The sequence below is a fragment of the Paenibacillus sp. J31R122 genome (assembly GCF_056269185.1).
Genome location: NZ_JBWDNM010000005.1, coordinates 127,003 through 141,097 on the forward strand (window position 1 = coordinate 127,003; position 14,095 = coordinate 141,097).

The 14,095-nt window shown below is 43.4% G+C and carries 17 protein-coding genes; 10 read left to right on the forward strand and 7 right to left on the reverse strand.

Annotation, left to right across the window (positions count from 1 at the left end):
• Window positions 1-95 precede the first annotated feature (95 nt).
• Together AC0YN7_RS10315 and AC0YN7_RS10320 are read left to right on the forward strand one after the other, a co-directional pair.
• Window positions 96-449: a hypothetical protein gene (locus AC0YN7_RS10315; RefSeq protein ID WP_475809897.1), complete on the forward strand. Its 354-nt coding sequence runs from the start codon at window positions 96-98 to the stop codon at window positions 447-449.
• Between the two features lie 172 nt (window positions 450-621).
• Window positions 622-849 (forward strand): hypothetical protein, encoded by a 228-nt coding sequence (locus AC0YN7_RS10320; protein WP_475809898.1) that lies wholly within the window; start codon window positions 622-624, stop codon window positions 847-849.
• A gap of 431 nt (window positions 850-1,280) precedes the next feature.
• Here the strand turns inward: AC0YN7_RS10320 and AC0YN7_RS10325 are convergent, their stop codons facing one another.
• The 4 genes from AC0YN7_RS10325 to AC0YN7_RS10340 all read right to left on the reverse strand — a co-directional run bounded on the left by AC0YN7_RS10325 (window position 1,281) and on the right by AC0YN7_RS10340 (window position 2,847).
• Window positions 1,281-1,598 (reverse strand): hypothetical protein, encoded by a 318-nt coding sequence (locus tag AC0YN7_RS10325; protein ID WP_475809899.1) that lies wholly within the window; start codon window positions 1,596-1,598, stop codon window positions 1,281-1,283.
• Window positions 1,579-1,863: a hypothetical protein gene (locus AC0YN7_RS10330; RefSeq protein ID WP_475809900.1), complete on the reverse strand. Its 285-nt coding sequence runs from the start codon at window positions 1,861-1,863 to the stop codon at window positions 1,579-1,581. Before AC0YN7_RS10330 ends, AC0YN7_RS10325 begins: the two co-directional genes overlap by 20 nt.
• 237 nt (window positions 1,864-2,100) lie before the next feature.
• A complete protein-coding gene (locus tag AC0YN7_RS10335) occupies window positions 2,101-2,304 on the reverse strand; it encodes a hypothetical protein (protein WP_475809901.1) in 204 nt (67 codons plus the stop codon).
• 351 nt (window positions 2,305-2,655) lie between these two features.
• On the reverse strand, window positions 2,656-2,847 hold the full coding sequence (locus AC0YN7_RS10340; RefSeq protein ID WP_475809902.1) for a hypothetical protein: 192 nt from the start codon (window positions 2,845-2,847) through the stop codon (window positions 2,656-2,658).
• An 891-nt stretch (window positions 2,848-3,738) separates the two neighbouring features.
• Here AC0YN7_RS10340 and AC0YN7_RS10345 point away from each other — a divergent pair.
• Window positions 3,739-4,275: a hypothetical protein gene (locus AC0YN7_RS10345; protein WP_475809903.1), complete on the forward strand. Its 537-nt coding sequence runs from the start codon at window positions 3,739-3,741 to the stop codon at window positions 4,273-4,275.
• Window positions 4,276-4,454: 179 nt separating this feature from the next.
• Here AC0YN7_RS10345 and AC0YN7_RS10350 read toward each other — a convergent pair whose 3' ends face one another.
• Window positions 4,455-6,149 (reverse strand): M3 family oligoendopeptidase, encoded by a 1,695-nt coding sequence (locus AC0YN7_RS10350; protein ID WP_475809904.1) that lies wholly within the window; start codon window positions 6,147-6,149, stop codon window positions 4,455-4,457.
• Window positions 6,150-6,390: 241 nt separating this feature from the next.
• Between AC0YN7_RS10350 and AC0YN7_RS10355 the strand changes: the two genes are divergently transcribed.
• The 7 genes from AC0YN7_RS10355 (at window position 6,391) to AC0YN7_RS10385 (ending at window position 11,188) form a co-directional block, all read left to right on the forward strand.
• Entirely contained in the window at window positions 6,391-6,588 is a 198-nt protein-coding gene (locus AC0YN7_RS10355) for a hypothetical protein (protein WP_475809905.1), read from the forward strand.
• Window positions 6,589-6,872: 284 nt separating this feature from the next.
• Window positions 6,873-7,355 (forward strand): hypothetical protein, encoded by a 483-nt coding sequence (locus tag AC0YN7_RS10360; RefSeq protein WP_475809906.1) that lies wholly within the window; start codon window positions 6,873-6,875, stop codon window positions 7,353-7,355.
• Between the two features lie 718 nt (window positions 7,356-8,073).
• Window positions 8,074-8,538, forward strand: a complete 465-nt coding sequence (locus AC0YN7_RS10365) for a phage tail protein (RefSeq protein ID WP_475809907.1) — start codon at window positions 8,074-8,076, stop codon at window positions 8,536-8,538.
• A gap of 239 nt (window positions 8,539-8,777) precedes the next feature.
• Window positions 8,778-9,284, forward strand: a complete 507-nt coding sequence (locus AC0YN7_RS10370; RefSeq protein ID WP_475809908.1) for a MerR family transcriptional regulator — start codon at window positions 8,778-8,780, stop codon at window positions 9,282-9,284.
• On the forward strand, window positions 9,281-9,730 hold the full coding sequence (locus AC0YN7_RS10375; protein WP_475809909.1) for an SRPBCC family protein: 450 nt from the start codon (window positions 9,281-9,283) through the stop codon (window positions 9,728-9,730). The genes AC0YN7_RS10370 and AC0YN7_RS10375 overlap by 4 nt, the downstream gene beginning before the upstream one ends.
• Complete coding sequence (locus AC0YN7_RS10380; RefSeq protein ID WP_475809910.1) at window positions 9,727-10,167, forward strand: SRPBCC family protein; 441 nt, start codon at window positions 9,727-9,729, stop codon at window positions 10,165-10,167. The genes AC0YN7_RS10375 and AC0YN7_RS10380 overlap by 4 nt, the downstream gene beginning before the upstream one ends.
• Window positions 10,168-10,609: 442 nt before the next feature.
• Window positions 10,610-11,188, forward strand: coding sequence for a TMEM175 family protein (locus AC0YN7_RS10385; RefSeq protein ID WP_475809911.1), 579 nt, complete (start codon window positions 10,610-10,612; stop codon window positions 11,186-11,188).
• Between the two features lie 421 nt (window positions 11,189-11,609).
• Here AC0YN7_RS10385 and AC0YN7_RS10390 read toward each other — a convergent pair whose 3' ends face one another.
• Together AC0YN7_RS10390 and AC0YN7_RS10395 are read right to left on the reverse strand one after the other, a co-directional pair.
• A complete protein-coding gene (locus AC0YN7_RS10390; RefSeq protein ID WP_475809912.1) occupies window positions 11,610-12,959 on the reverse strand; it encodes an ABC transporter substrate-binding protein in 1,350 nt (449 codons plus the stop codon).
• A 9-nt stretch (window positions 12,960-12,968) separates the two neighbouring features.
• The gene (locus tag AC0YN7_RS10395) at window positions 12,969-14,087 is read right to left on the reverse strand and encodes an efflux RND transporter periplasmic adaptor subunit (protein ID WP_475809913.1); all 1,119 of its coding nucleotides are present in this window, start codon (window positions 14,085-14,087) and stop codon (window positions 12,969-12,971) included.
• Window positions 14,088-14,095 lie beyond the last annotated feature (8 nt).

Consider the following 14,095-nt stretch of genomic DNA (forward strand, 5'->3'; position numbering starts at 1 on the left):
CACAATAGTACGGGATCAAAAAAAGTGAACATCGTCGATTAATTGTACACGGGAACATTAGTTTTGATATATTGATAAAAAAGGAGAAATGTAGCATGGGAATTTCTGTTTATTACACTTGTATGAGAAACCATAACCTTACCAACAGTGAGGAGGAAGAGATAACAGCCATCATTGATAAATACAATGTGGGTTTTGAAATGAAGGATATTGGAGAAACATTTTGTGTTTATGACTATGAGCAGGATGAACCAACAGTGATCTTTGCAGGTTCAACAAAGCTGCCCTTTTCAGATGATTTTGAAGATACATTGCATGCGCTGTTTTATTGGTTGACCTGTTTGACGGATATTAGAAGAAGTATTTCTAATGGGGATTGGCATGTGCATCTAGATGATACGGATGCCATTTGGGATGAGGAAACGGGTTGGCAAATGCCAGAAGATTAGTATTCGTATTCCCAACAAAGTAATGGAGGGATCTTATGTAACTGCATGTGTGAGGCAAATCGATAACACATCAATTACTCGCCTCTCTATTTTCAACCAACGTTTCTTGCGAAGCCGCTGTTAACAATAGGAGTAATCATTTCTCGTACAACGAAGATAAAGGAGAATCCTGATGCTGAACGATCTGTACCAATTGGAAACACTAGAGCAATTGATAGCACGTATTCAGGAAGAGCCGTTGCTGGATTCGCTGCTGGTTACTATATTCGTCCCCGTTTGTAGGTCGGCAAGCTGGCAAAACGCGGCGGACAGCTCAAGCTGGAAATCACTCGGCATTTTACCCGGCACGAGGGAGAACTTCCGCTTGAGACACAGAAAGAGATGTTTAAACGGGATCTGATGGAGATCACCACAATTTTAGACGAGAAGCTGAAGAAGAAAAAGACGCTATACCGGACAGATTTGGTGATAGCAGATTTGGGGGCTGTACTGGCGAAATGGTGAACAGGAGTCGGGGCGCTGCTGCGCCCTTACTTAAAGAGTCAAGTTCTTCGTCCGATGGATTGTCGGACGAAAAGAACATAGCTCGATTCAAACCCGCATAACTTGCGGGTTTTTATTTTCAATCGGACAAATTCTTGTCGCGGACGAACGATAAGAACTTGACCCTTTTACCGAAGTAAAGTGAGGGTGGCTAGTTATTCTTACATGAGACGTATAACAGAAAAATAGGAGTGAGTATGAACGAAATCTAAATGGCCTGTTTGCGTCCCTGACGCGTAAATAAGACACCTATTATGGTGTCTCGTTATATTCGGCAGCCGTATTTTTCTATGGAGTGAAAGACTCATTTCTCACCCAAGCTCCACCTTCATCCGTACTCCGGTAAAACATCGTAGCACAGCGGAGTGCTCCTCGTGCCGCTTCTTCAACAGATGAATAACTATTTTCCGATGGATCGTGAGGATCGATTTTATCCGCGTCTTTATAGTAATGGCTTAGCTCATAAAAATAATGGTCGTTCTTATTTCTGAGGATTTCAATTTCAATTTCTTTACCATCGATTATAACCTTTAATGTTCGGACAATCTCGTGAACGGCTTGGATATCGGCGTGAAGATTTCCGAGTTCAGACAAATTCAACATCATGAGTGTCCTCCCAATAGCTTCCTTCACCAAAGTAATCTTTACATACGCTGTTGAGTGACTGCAACACATCGATAATTCCATTTAAATCACATGTATGGAAGGTGTCAATGATTTCACGATTTTCCTCCGTAATTGAATATACATGGATCTCAGCGCAGCCATCCCATCTAATATTTACATCAAAACGCTTATCTTCTGTTTCGAGTTCTAGCGCTGCAATTCCACCGTCTGCATCTCTTTTATGTTCGGTCTTTATAATCCACATTCTAATACACCACCTTGGGCTTATGATACCCAAAAGTAGAACATTTATTGCTGTCGCAACAGTATTTGGAACCCATTTTGCAATTAAATAAGGAGACAATAACAGTAACCAAGGAGGTATAAAGATGAACATAATAGATGGAATGGATGCGGCGAGGTTTAAATCAGCGAATCCTAATTACAAGTCAGAGAAGAAGTTAACGAAGAAAGAAAAAAGATGCCGATGGTTTTAAGAAATCTAAATAATAAATAAGCATAAGTGAAATTTAGGATCAAGTTCCATATCACAAGAACTTGGTCCCATAACACAAAAATCATCATCCTTTTTCACATTCATTGTACATTTATTCGGTAAATCAACTTCCGTCTCCTCCCTAAGAACCCCATAAACATCCTTATTAACCCCGTCTTTCCGGTCTTCGGTATCATTAAATGTATCCATGTTGATTTAGCCTCCTAAAGTCTCATGCCCCTTTATCCATTTGTTTAATTTGCATGATCAAGGAAAGATTTATACAATCATAATGATTCTTCGCAAGCAGGCATCGAATATTTGATTTGGGATCTGCTGCATTTAAATTATTATTCATTCAACTGTGAGAAAAAAATAGCCGTATAACCGTCAGAACGATCTCCTGCCATTTTTAACTACCTACATCTATTATGCTTATACTAACGGGGAACGATAGTCCAATTAAAAAGCAGAAGGCTATTGGCATCCAGGTGGGGAAGTGTGTATTCGTCAGCAGATTGTTATAACCAGGCTGCCGATAGATCAGCAGCCTGCAGTTCACTAAACCCCTCGTTCTTTACTATCGATAATCTTATCTAACGAGGTATGTGCATCACTGTTTGCTACTTTAGCAATTTCACGATCCGTTTCACTTCCACCTTGGATGGTATCCGTTGCATTCGCCTGCTGCTTCAATTGCTCTTCAACTTGTCCTATCCCATGCGCCCCTTGATGATTCCGGCTTGTAGGCATAATTATCACCTCCGTTAACATTTTTGGAAATTCCCAACTTAATTTTTGTTGGTCGAACCCGGGACTGCAGAATCGTGATTGTTTCCGGGATTTTTTTTGCCCTTGTTATTTTTTGTTTGGCGAGACATGTTGTGTGCTCCCTTTTGTATATTCCAAACCTTCGCAGCCAATAGCTACTATAAAAAGTATTTCCCGTTGGTTAATCAGCAATCCGAGTACGTAGGAACAGATTCATCCAGACGTACTTCTCGTTCTAGTGACATCAACTATCGGATAGGATAATTCATTATCATGAGGGCTGCCAGTCATGCAGCCTTCGTTACGCTAACGGGAAGGATAGTTGAATAGCATTGAAGGGAATATTTGATTAGTTCACGAATATTTCAGATACAGGTGAAGTACTTAATCGAATGAGAGCATTTATTGATAACAAAAGCTGAAAGGAATAATTCTCATGAAGTATCAAGAATTCATAGAGATAAAACAGCGAGTTGGGTGGGGAGAAGAATTTCTTATTTATTATAAAGACATAGGATATTGGATCAGTCGTAATTCAAAAGGTGTATATTTCACAAAAATGATGATGGCTACACACAAGATTTTAAAAACTCAGATGAACTATTTGAAAATGCAAAAATCGAAGATCAATTTTTAAAGGAACTATGGCAAGACATTGAATGGTAAAGCAGAAGAGTGAAATTAGCGAATCGTGCCCTCCGCCCTTAATCCGACCTTGGCATATCGTTGAACTAACAAGAAACTTTAGTTGAATAATACACATTGATGAGCAGGCGCTATGGTGGCATGCTCATTACGTTAAGCTAACAGGCAGATTTGTTAAAATATTATTATATTTCGCAGGTTATCCATGAATTGGTGGGATGCATGGTTATGGAATTACTTTTTCATTATTTTGATGAATCAATAGGTCCATTTGTTAATTTATCTGATCTTGAAATCCATGAGGCAGAACAAGTCCTCAGCGATATTCGGTTTAAAAATAAGGGATTTGCAAGTAAACGGTCTTTAGAGTATCTTCAAATTCGACGAGATCTCGAATTAAAGGCAAGAAATATATTTATGTCTAAAGGCGGTAAACCTATTCGAAGGCTACCGCATTACATGACTTTCGGGAAATGTCCTTGGCTTTTGGATTGGTATCCAATAGGTAGAGAAATTGAAATTCCAATTAATGAATTCGAAACGCATACCTTAAGTTTTACTTATGGAGACTTATTTCCTACTATGCGATATCAGGATGGAAAGCCATATCGTAACCAAGTCTATACTTTGAATGAAATAAATGAAGTTATAAAGGAATATGGATTACCACAAGAATGGAACTCAGATGGCATTAAGGGGCCAGAACGATATATAGAAGTACAAATTTGGGATGACAAGCCCTTAAAGAAATGGAGAAATAATTAGGTAATTGTTCAACTAACGGGGAACGATAGTTTAATTAAGACACGGATAACAGTACAAAAAACCAGCGGAAGTTCAGGACTTATCGGTCCAAGACTGCCGCTGGTTTTATTATTAGAGTCTGCTTATATTAGTTGATCTAAACGCTCGGGAGAAATGAAAAAAAAAGTCCACGAACCGCCTTACAGAGATTTATCGTCCACGCTGTCCAGCCACGCCTCGATGGTGCCGATGACGGAGGCGACGCAGCCGTCTTCGAATGGCGAGATCAGACCGGCCGCGCTTGTGAGCTCCGTGAAGGAGAGGCTGCCCCCGAGACGGCATAGGCCGAGGTAATCGTTCCACGAAGCTTCGCGGTCTTCGCGGGACTTCTTCCAGAATTGAAATGCGCAGAGCTGCGCCAGTGTGTAGTCGATGTAGTAGAACGGCGAGTTGAAAATATGCCCCTGCTTGTGCCAGAAGCCGCCTGCCGCCAAGTACGAATTGTCCGCGTAATCGCGATGAGGGAGGTATTTCTTCTCGATCTCGCGCCACGCATGCTTCCGCTCGGTCGGCGTCGCATCCGGATTCGCATACACGTAATGCTGAAATTCGTCCACGGTCACGCCGTACGGAATGAAGATAAGCGAGCTGGCGAGGTGGTCAAACCGGTATTTGTCAGCGTCCTCCTTGAAGAACAGCTCCATCCACGGCCAAGTTAGAAACTCCATGCTCATGGAATGGATCTCGCAGGCTTCGTAGGTCGGGAAGGCATACTCCGGCACCGCGTAGCCACGGCTCTCGTACACCTGAAACGCATGCCCGGCTTCGTGCGTCAGCACGTCGATATCTCCGGAGGTGCCGTTGAAGTTGGAGAAAATGTACGGCGCCTTGTGTTCGCTAATATACGTACAGTAACCGCCGCCTTGCTTGCCTTTCTTGGCGACGAGGTCCGTCAGCTCGTTGTCCTGCATGAACCGGAAGAACGCGTCCGTCTCCGGCGACAGTTCCGCGTACATCTTCACGCCCCCGGCCACGATCCAGTCCGGGTCACCCTTCGGCATCGCGTTGCCGGAAAGGAAGGCGAGGTTCTCGTCGTAATAGAGTAGCTTGTCAACCTCGATGCGGCTCCGCTGACGTTCCTTGAGTTTCGTCGCTGCCGGCACGATATAGTCCTGTACCTGCTTGCGGAAGTTCGCGACCATGCCCGCGTCGTAGTCGGTCCGACTCATGCGGGCGTAGCCAAGCTCGACGAAGTTGTCGAAGCCAAGCTTATTCGCGATGCGCGTGCGAACTTTGACCAGATCATCATAAATGCGGTCGAGGGTCGCTTCGTTCTCCGCCATGAAGCCGGAGGACGCTTCGGCGGCGCGTCTGCGCATATCTCGGTCGGTCGATTGTTGGAACGGGCCGAGCTGCGCGAGCGTGCGCTCTTCGCCTTCGAACGGAATTTTCGCGGAAGCGATCAGCTTCGTGTATTCCGTCGTTAATTTGTTCTCCTGCTGGAGATCCTCAATAACCTCCGGGCTGAATGTATTCAGCGACAGCTCGGCGAGCCGAAACAGTTGCTGCCCCCACTTGGCCTTCAACTCGGGACGGAACTTCGAGCCGACCAGCGCCCGGTAATAGTCCGTCACGAATTCCTGCACGACCGGGCTGTTCTCGTCGTAGAAGTCCTGCTCAGCTTTGTAGAATTCGTCGTTCGTATCGATGGAGTGGCGAATGCTCGCGATCGTTTGCATCGTGTCGAACTCGCTGCGGAGCTTGTTCATGCCTGTCATCGCCGCGTCCTGCTCCTCGTAGCTGCCCGTCGCGGCGAACACGCCAAGCAGCTCCTTGAACTTCACCTCGAACGCCTTCACGTCCGGCCTCTCGTATGTATATTGGCTAAATCTCATGCACCATGCACCGCCCTCCGGTTTTTAAGACTGAAGCGCCTACGCCCTGGCCATGCTGTTCGTCCCGCTTGTCTAATCCAGCATGCCTGGCACCAGGCCGACAAGCGCGCAGTCATGATTCCAGTATACCCCATTTCCCGTGGGCCTGGTTAGCGAACAAACTCAGTGGCATGTTTGTTCTCCAGATTCGCATTCGACATGTGTAGTTGAAAGCATATGTTTGAATTTAGAGGAGGTCAAGATGGTTAGTTTTGGATTAGTGTGTTTAATCGTTCTAACACTAATAGTTATTGCAATCTTTTATGTAGGTTTATTATTGGACTTTATCAATCCAAGTGCTCTTCAAGTTCAACTATTAGGTGTACAAATTATAATGTTCGGAGTAATTGTTTTGTTGGCAGTTGAAGGTTCTTCTGTTATGAATTTACCTTTGGGTTAATTGGGCTTATTACAGGAATTTTCGGTTCATTTAGAGAACCCCAAAGGGCTCAAAAAGAGAAAGTTGATTGAACTAACGGGGAACGTTAGTTGAACAAATAAGGAGCAGTATACTATGGCAGCTACTCCCCTTCTTTGTTAAGCTAACGGGCAGAATAATTCCAATATGTGGTATCATGATGGCATGCGGTTTGGTTGCAGTCATTGCGCTAACGGCAACAGTATGAACTGAATGCCAAAGTAAGGTTAACTTAATAAGAAGGTAGGGATTGGAGGAAGGAAAGTATGAGGAAAGAAGACTGGATTAAAGTAATCTTAGTAGTATCACTATTCGGGAATGTGGCTTTATTTATGAATCATAACCGTGTCAATAAAAATCAAGAATTGAAATATGAGTTATTAAATGCGTACATTTACCGAGATCTAACCCAACTAGAAGCAACAATACAGTATCAAATAGATAATAATTGGGATAACGAACCTCTTGTTACTCAAAAATTAGATGATGCTATTGATTCAGTTATCTTACACACTGGAATGGAAAGAGATGATGATAAGGAAGATATTCTTTGGAAGCTATATGATTACTTGAAAGAGTTCAAGGTTGGTGACGAAACCTTAGCGGTTAGCCTAACCGCTAAGCAACGAACCGATTACATTTATTTAGGCGAGAAGCTCCGTTCAAGCGGGTGGAACTATAATGTAGGATATAATACTAGATGGGATATTTTTGAATCAAAGGTAAAGGGGCTCATAGCGGAATCATAAAACTCGAAAGATTAAATGCATATGGATGAGTATTCAACTGATGCGGAAAGACCAATAAATCTTTATCAAGACAATGTAACAGTAGAAACCACACTACAGTTGGTTAAGCTAACGGGACACGATAGTTGAATCACCACCTGCAAACAGGTCACCGAATATTTCGCTGATAGCCCCGTTAAGCTGAACCTTATCATAAATGATGCAAGTTTTATTGGCGGGAAATAGTGAAGAACCCTTTTAAAATAAAGGGACCTAATTTTCCTGACCTCGAGGAATCATAGGCAGCATGTTAGTAGTTCCTTATTGCAAATTTAATACCTGCTAGGCAGGTTTTTCTTTAATCCAGTTTTGGGGACCAAACATACGATTTTGGGGTTGAGGTTCGTTTATAGCTGCTTCTAGAGCCATGTTTAAACGACTAATTTTTATTGTCTCTTCGATCATACCGTATTGTTTTGCTTATTCAAGGGTTCGATGCGGACTTGGGGCCCGATCTGATTTCGAATTAATACATCCAAAACCGGTCATGTTATCAAAGGGGTTTATCATATCCAAAACGTGAACGGTTATCATGAATCATTTTTGGTATAATATTTGGTAGATAAGAAGATTAATTTGAAGTTTGGCTATATGCGTGTTTCTACATTTGACCAAACTAGTTTTTGGTGAAAAATGGATTCATGATGTTGGGAAAAAAGAATGAAAACGAGGGATGAAAATGTCGTATATCGTTGATTTTAAAAATGTGTCTACGGTTGGTTTAGAGTCTTCAGCTGTAGTAGATGCGCTTGCTGGTTTGCGTGCTAATGAAGCCCGTTACTTTATGAACAAATACGAGCATGAATTTACGGTTGTACCAGCTAGCGAAAGTCAGGAGAGCCTTGATTATGTGAACCGAATTTTGAAAGAAGAACGTGATATTGCGTTTGCGGCCAAACCTCTAGAAACGTCGCGTTTTCAAGTGGAAAATATTCAATTTACCTACGTCTTCTATGAGGATGGTCTTGCGCTCAATGTCATGTATACGATGGATGACCCTAAGAAACGGGCTGTTGGTTTTAAGCTTTCTGAGGGGATGGAGGTACCAAAGGAGTTAGAAGGGAAGTTTAAGTTTGCTAGGCAGAAGTCTAAACTAGCTGGAACAATTCGGGGCTCGTATTTTGTAATTAAAGGACAATATTAAAGTAAACAAAAGCACAAGTGGAGGAATCCGGCCATTGTGGTCTGTGTCATCTACGCTGGGGCTCTCGAACAATCTTCGGGCTGAGAATTTTAACACAGGGCACCTGATAGGGTGCCCTGTTCTCATAAGTATGGACAAAGATGGATAAGTTTGGCGAATTTCACTTGCACCTTACGTAACGTAATGTTTTACAATAAAGCTACCGGTACATAGCTAGCGCCAAAGAGTGGAGATGGTTAATGAAGAGACATTGGAAGGTCGGGGACCTCGCCAAGCTGACGGGGCTTACCGTACGAACCCTACGCTTTTATGATCAAATCGGTTTGTTATCTCCATCCGGCCAGACGGAATCGGGCCACAGGCTATATAGTGAATCGAACTTGTCACGCTTGCACCAGATATTATCGCTTAAGGAGCTGGGGTTATCTCTCGAGGAGATTAAATTGGCCTTAAGTGGCGGGCAGATCAGCCCGCTTGAGATCGTGGGCCTGCAGATAAATCAAATCAAAGAACAGATCAAACTGCAGCAGAAACTATTGGAGCAGCTCAGACATGTATCCAAGCTTATGCAGGGCAAGGCGGAATTAACGGTTGAAGATTTCACGAGTCTTCTGCAAGCGATGAAGATGGAATTTGAGAAACCGGTCATTGAGAGGCAAACGAGTTGGGAGCGACATTTGGACCTGTTAGGAGACTTTCTTGCCGAGGAGAGCGGAATTCCGAAACATAAGGAGGAAGATCAATGAACGAACGATTTGTCAAGCATGGAACCTTCGTCGTCGAGCGGACTTATGCCGCTTCACCCGAGCGGGTTTATCACGCATGGGCCGACCCGATTGCCAAAGCCAAGTGGTTTTCGAAGCCAGACATCTTCGATTTCCAGGTTGGCGGGCGCGAGTACAGCAGCGGCGGACCACCGGATGGGCCGATCTTTACCTTCGACGCCAACTACCAAGAGCTTGTTCCAGAGCAGCGCATTGTCTATACGTACACACTGGATTCGGGAGACGTACGCATCTCCGTCTCGATCACAACGGTCGAACTTATTAAGGTGGAGGGTGGTACGAAGTTGATTTTCACGGAGCAAGGTGCGTTCTTTGACGGACACGATACGCCAGAAGTACGGGAACACGGTACAAACGTCATGTTGGATGCCCTTGGCAAGGTAGTAGAAGGGGAGGTAGGAACATGACTATAGGTGAAAATGAACTTATTGCTACGCGCGAGTACGATGTCCCGCGGGAGCTCGTGTTTCGGGCCTGGACAACCCCCGATTTGTTAGCAAGGTGGTGGGGGCCACAAGGCTTTACGAATACGTTTCACGAGTGCGATATGAGGCCGGGAGGCACGTGGCGGTTCACCATGCACGGACCGGATGGCGTGGATTATCCTAACCATAACGTCTTTGTTGAGATCGTGTCGCCGGAGCGGGTCGTGATTGATCATTTAAACGTTCACGAATTTCGGGTAACGGCCACCTTCGAGGGCTCCGAAGGCCGCACCAGGGTCACCTTCCGTCAACTTTTCAAGAAAAAAGAGGAGTTTGAACAAGCTAAACCGATCTGCATAGAAGCTAATAAACAGCAGCTTGACCGACTTGACAAGGTGCTGGCGGAATTGGCCTCCTAGCTTTGCAAAGTGATATCGGTTTTTACCCAGAAAAACTGCCACTTACGTGATGACTCAAAAATTGCCGCCGTTCACGTTCCCTGTAGGGAATCGGACGGCGATTTTTATTTTAGTAAAGGGAGGACGGACGGTGGTGGCGATCTGACAGCATATCAAGGCGGATTTTTCGCTGATCGCCCCGTTAAGATGAACCGTACCGTACCGTACCATAAATGACGGCGCTATTTGTTTCAGCCTGCTCTATTTGGCTTTTAATGTGCGATAGCTCCGCTTGGAGCGGTACTGTTCGGGTGACAAGGTTATAGTTAATTTTATCCACGGTGTCCTTCATTTTATAATCGAATACGTGAAAGTTTTGCTTGACGAGATGAAGGATTTTATGCAAAGTTACTGGTGTAGAGAAGGTTAAAAGAGCGCGAGAAGCGAGAAAAGGTGAAACACGATGAAAGCCAATCGAATGGAAGCGTTCAGCGATGGCGTACTGGCGATTATCATTACGATCATGGTGTTGGAATTTAAAGTGCCGGAAGGCCATGACTGGTATGCACTGATCGGGCTCGGTCCAAAGATTCTTAGCTACATCTTCAGTTTCGTATATATCGGCATCTACTGGAACAATCATCATCATCTGCTGCACATGGTTCGAACGATGAACGGGCGGTTGATGTGGCTTAACTTGCTGCTTCTCTTTTGGTTATCCCTTGTTCCGTTCACGACAGCTTGGATGGGGGAAAGCCATTTTGCCGCCACTCCAACGGCGCTGTACGGTATTATTCTTCTACTCGCAGCACTCTCGTACTGGCTGCTTCAGCGTGCGATTACTAACCAGCATTCCGGCGATTCCTCCTTCGTAGTAGCGGTAGGCAAAGACTGGAAGGGGAAATTATCTCCTTTGCTTTACTTGATCGCGGTCTTGACCGCATATGTGAGTCCTTGGATATCTGGCTTCTTTTTCGTACTCGTTGCCGTAATCTGGTTCGTGCCAGATAAGCGAATCGAGCATGCTCTGAGAGGCCACTAAGAAATGCTCTGCATTTAAGACAATAATCAAACGTGATGATGAAAAACGGTGACATATTAATGAAGCTGGGGTGGCACCACGAAAATTTCGTCCCCAAGACATAAGGTCTTGGAGGTGAAATTTTTTTTTATTGGATTACCCCATATCCAGTTCATTAGGAGGAGTCGACATGGTTAACGAGAAGGAACATCAACCGTCCGTCAGCAGTGAAATATACCATGGACTGTTTAAATCGGCTACTGAGAGCCTGCAGTTGAAATCATAAGCACATGAAAAAACATTTTGATACAGTTGTATGAACTGTTCAGAATGTTTTCACTTCAGCGACTCCTCATGATATCGAAAGAAACGTCTACAATAATAATAGAGTCCATGCACTACAGCAGCACATCCGCCAAAAAAATTTCGCTGGACGCTCTATTTACTCGTTAATGTAAGTGTTGACTCGGTTTTGAATCAGCTTACTGACATCTTCAACTGATTTCTGGCCGCTCATATAGGTATCAAATTCTTCAACCGCAATGGAAACGACCTTGAAATCACTAGATAAATTTTTACTTGCTCCCTCTATGAGCTTATGCAATTCTTTAATCTTGCTTTCTACTGTATTAGCATCAACCTTCTGTCCAAGAAGTGTACCCGCTACTGCCTGCTGCTTGGCATCCTTGAGCTGTTTCTCCACAACTCCCTTATGCAATGCAAATCCTCCTACCATTGGTGAAGATTGCATTTCTTCGGAAAGCATGAACTTAATAAAATTCCAAGCTTCATCTTGAACCTTAGATTTGCTGTTCATGCCTAAAGTGAAATATGACTTAAATGGCGTTCCGTTATTTTGTCCATTTACTGTTGGCTTTTGATAGATATTAAACTTTGGATCAAGCACTTGAGCTAGGCCTGTTGTTGGATCGAGAAGGTTAGCATTGTTGAACAAGGATTCGGGATATTCGTAATTAGGTTCGGCACTAAGCACACCTTCATCATACATCGATTTGATTTGCTTCATCATATTTCGAAACAGATCGGAATCGAAATTTGCTTGACCTTGATCAATGAGCTTATCATAATTAGCCTCTATATACTCCGATAACAGTTGGACTGGGAATAGATTACCAAATGCCACATAATCATTACCAACTTGTTCCTTAAGCTTCTTTGAAATCGTTTTAAACTCATCCCATGTCCAGGTCTGATCATCGATTTTAATGTTAGCTTGCTCTAGCAAGTCTCTATTGCCCGTAAACGCTTCAAGGGCAAATGAGAATGGCATTGCATACAAACCATCTCCATTCTGGGAGTTTTTAAAGATATTCTGATAGTACTGATTTCGATCAAAGTCAGAATCTTTGTCCATCAGATCATTGAAATTAACTAGCATGTTCTTGGCGACATATTTATCCTTGGGCAGTTCATTCATTACGATGATGTCTGCTCCTTTGCCAGACATCAGTTGCGTGCTGATCGTTTGTACATATTTCTCGATATCGCCCTTTGTTAATGGTGCACTCGATGTATTTTCCTCGATTTGAGGTGTAGCTTTATACTCTTTGATTTCAATGTGGACATCTGGACGCTTTTTTTTATATTGCTTAATTGCTTCATCCAAATAAGGAGTTGCTGACATCATTGCAATTTCAATCGTTTTGCCATCTGTTCCTGTTTGTTCCTCAGATGATCCTCCTCCACCTGATCCCACGTTACTGCTAGAGCATCCCGATAACACGACTATCATTGCTAATAAGGCCAATACCAATCTTCTCTTCAAATTCATTCATTCCCTTCAATAAATTCGGATTCGATTACCTTCCTGCAGTGGTTCACTTGATTCAATAATGATCTCATCAAGTGGACTTAACCCACTCACTGCTACGACTTCATCCTCGGTTGAATCACCTGTTAAAATATAAGCCTTGCGTGCATTGAACGTATTGCCGAGTGAGCTTTTCTTCTCCTCAACTACATAGACATAACTTCCTGTTGCATCTTTATGGACCCATTTCTTTGGTAACACAAAACCTTTTTCATTTGACTCCTTCTTTATATCTAGACTTACTTGTTCACCGCCTTTAAGACCATCATCGGAGACAGAAACGACAACCTGATAACTGGATTCATTGGGTGAATCTTCGCTGGAATCTTCACTGTTTTCTTTCGATGAAGTTTTTATCTCTTGAATTGTACCGTTAACCAATTTATTATCTTTTACCAATCGAACAGAAACCTGAGACCCAATCTCGAATAATGCCGTATTCCCCGAATCGACAGCAAATAAAAATTCGAAGCCCTTGCCACTATCCATAAGTGTCAGTATTGCCCCACCTTGTGAGACATTCAAGCTGTCCTCTTCTATAAGCTTTGTAATTTTTCCATCAAAGGGGGCAGTCAGCGTTTGTTTGTCCGCCTTTTCTTTACGCAGCTTATTCAATTTTCTTTGTGCCAATTCAAGATCCATATTATCCAGTTCAAGATCTCGCTTAGCTTTGACAATTACTTGCTCATCACCGTCTTGCATCGCATTCACGAAGTTCTCCTTCAACACCTCCCGATTCATCTCTTGCTTCTTAAGCGCCATTTCCTCTTGGTATAGCTGCTCATCCAAATCAGAACTGTCGAATGTCACGAGTTTTTGACCCTTCTTAACCTTTTCATTCTTTTTTACATGAAGCTTCAAAATTTTAGAGCCACTCTCATTCACCAGATCCACCTGCTTTCGAGGCGTTAAGACTCCACTCCCGTTAACATCATGAACTAATGATTTAGAAACAAGCTTCTCCGTAATCACTTTGGGCAGCATCATCGTTTCGAGTGTGCTGCTAAAGAAAGTTAAGCCTGCCAATATCGCAAAGAACAATATAAAAAAAGCAGCCGTTATACGTTGTCGCTTAGATATGCTTGTCATCTCATTCC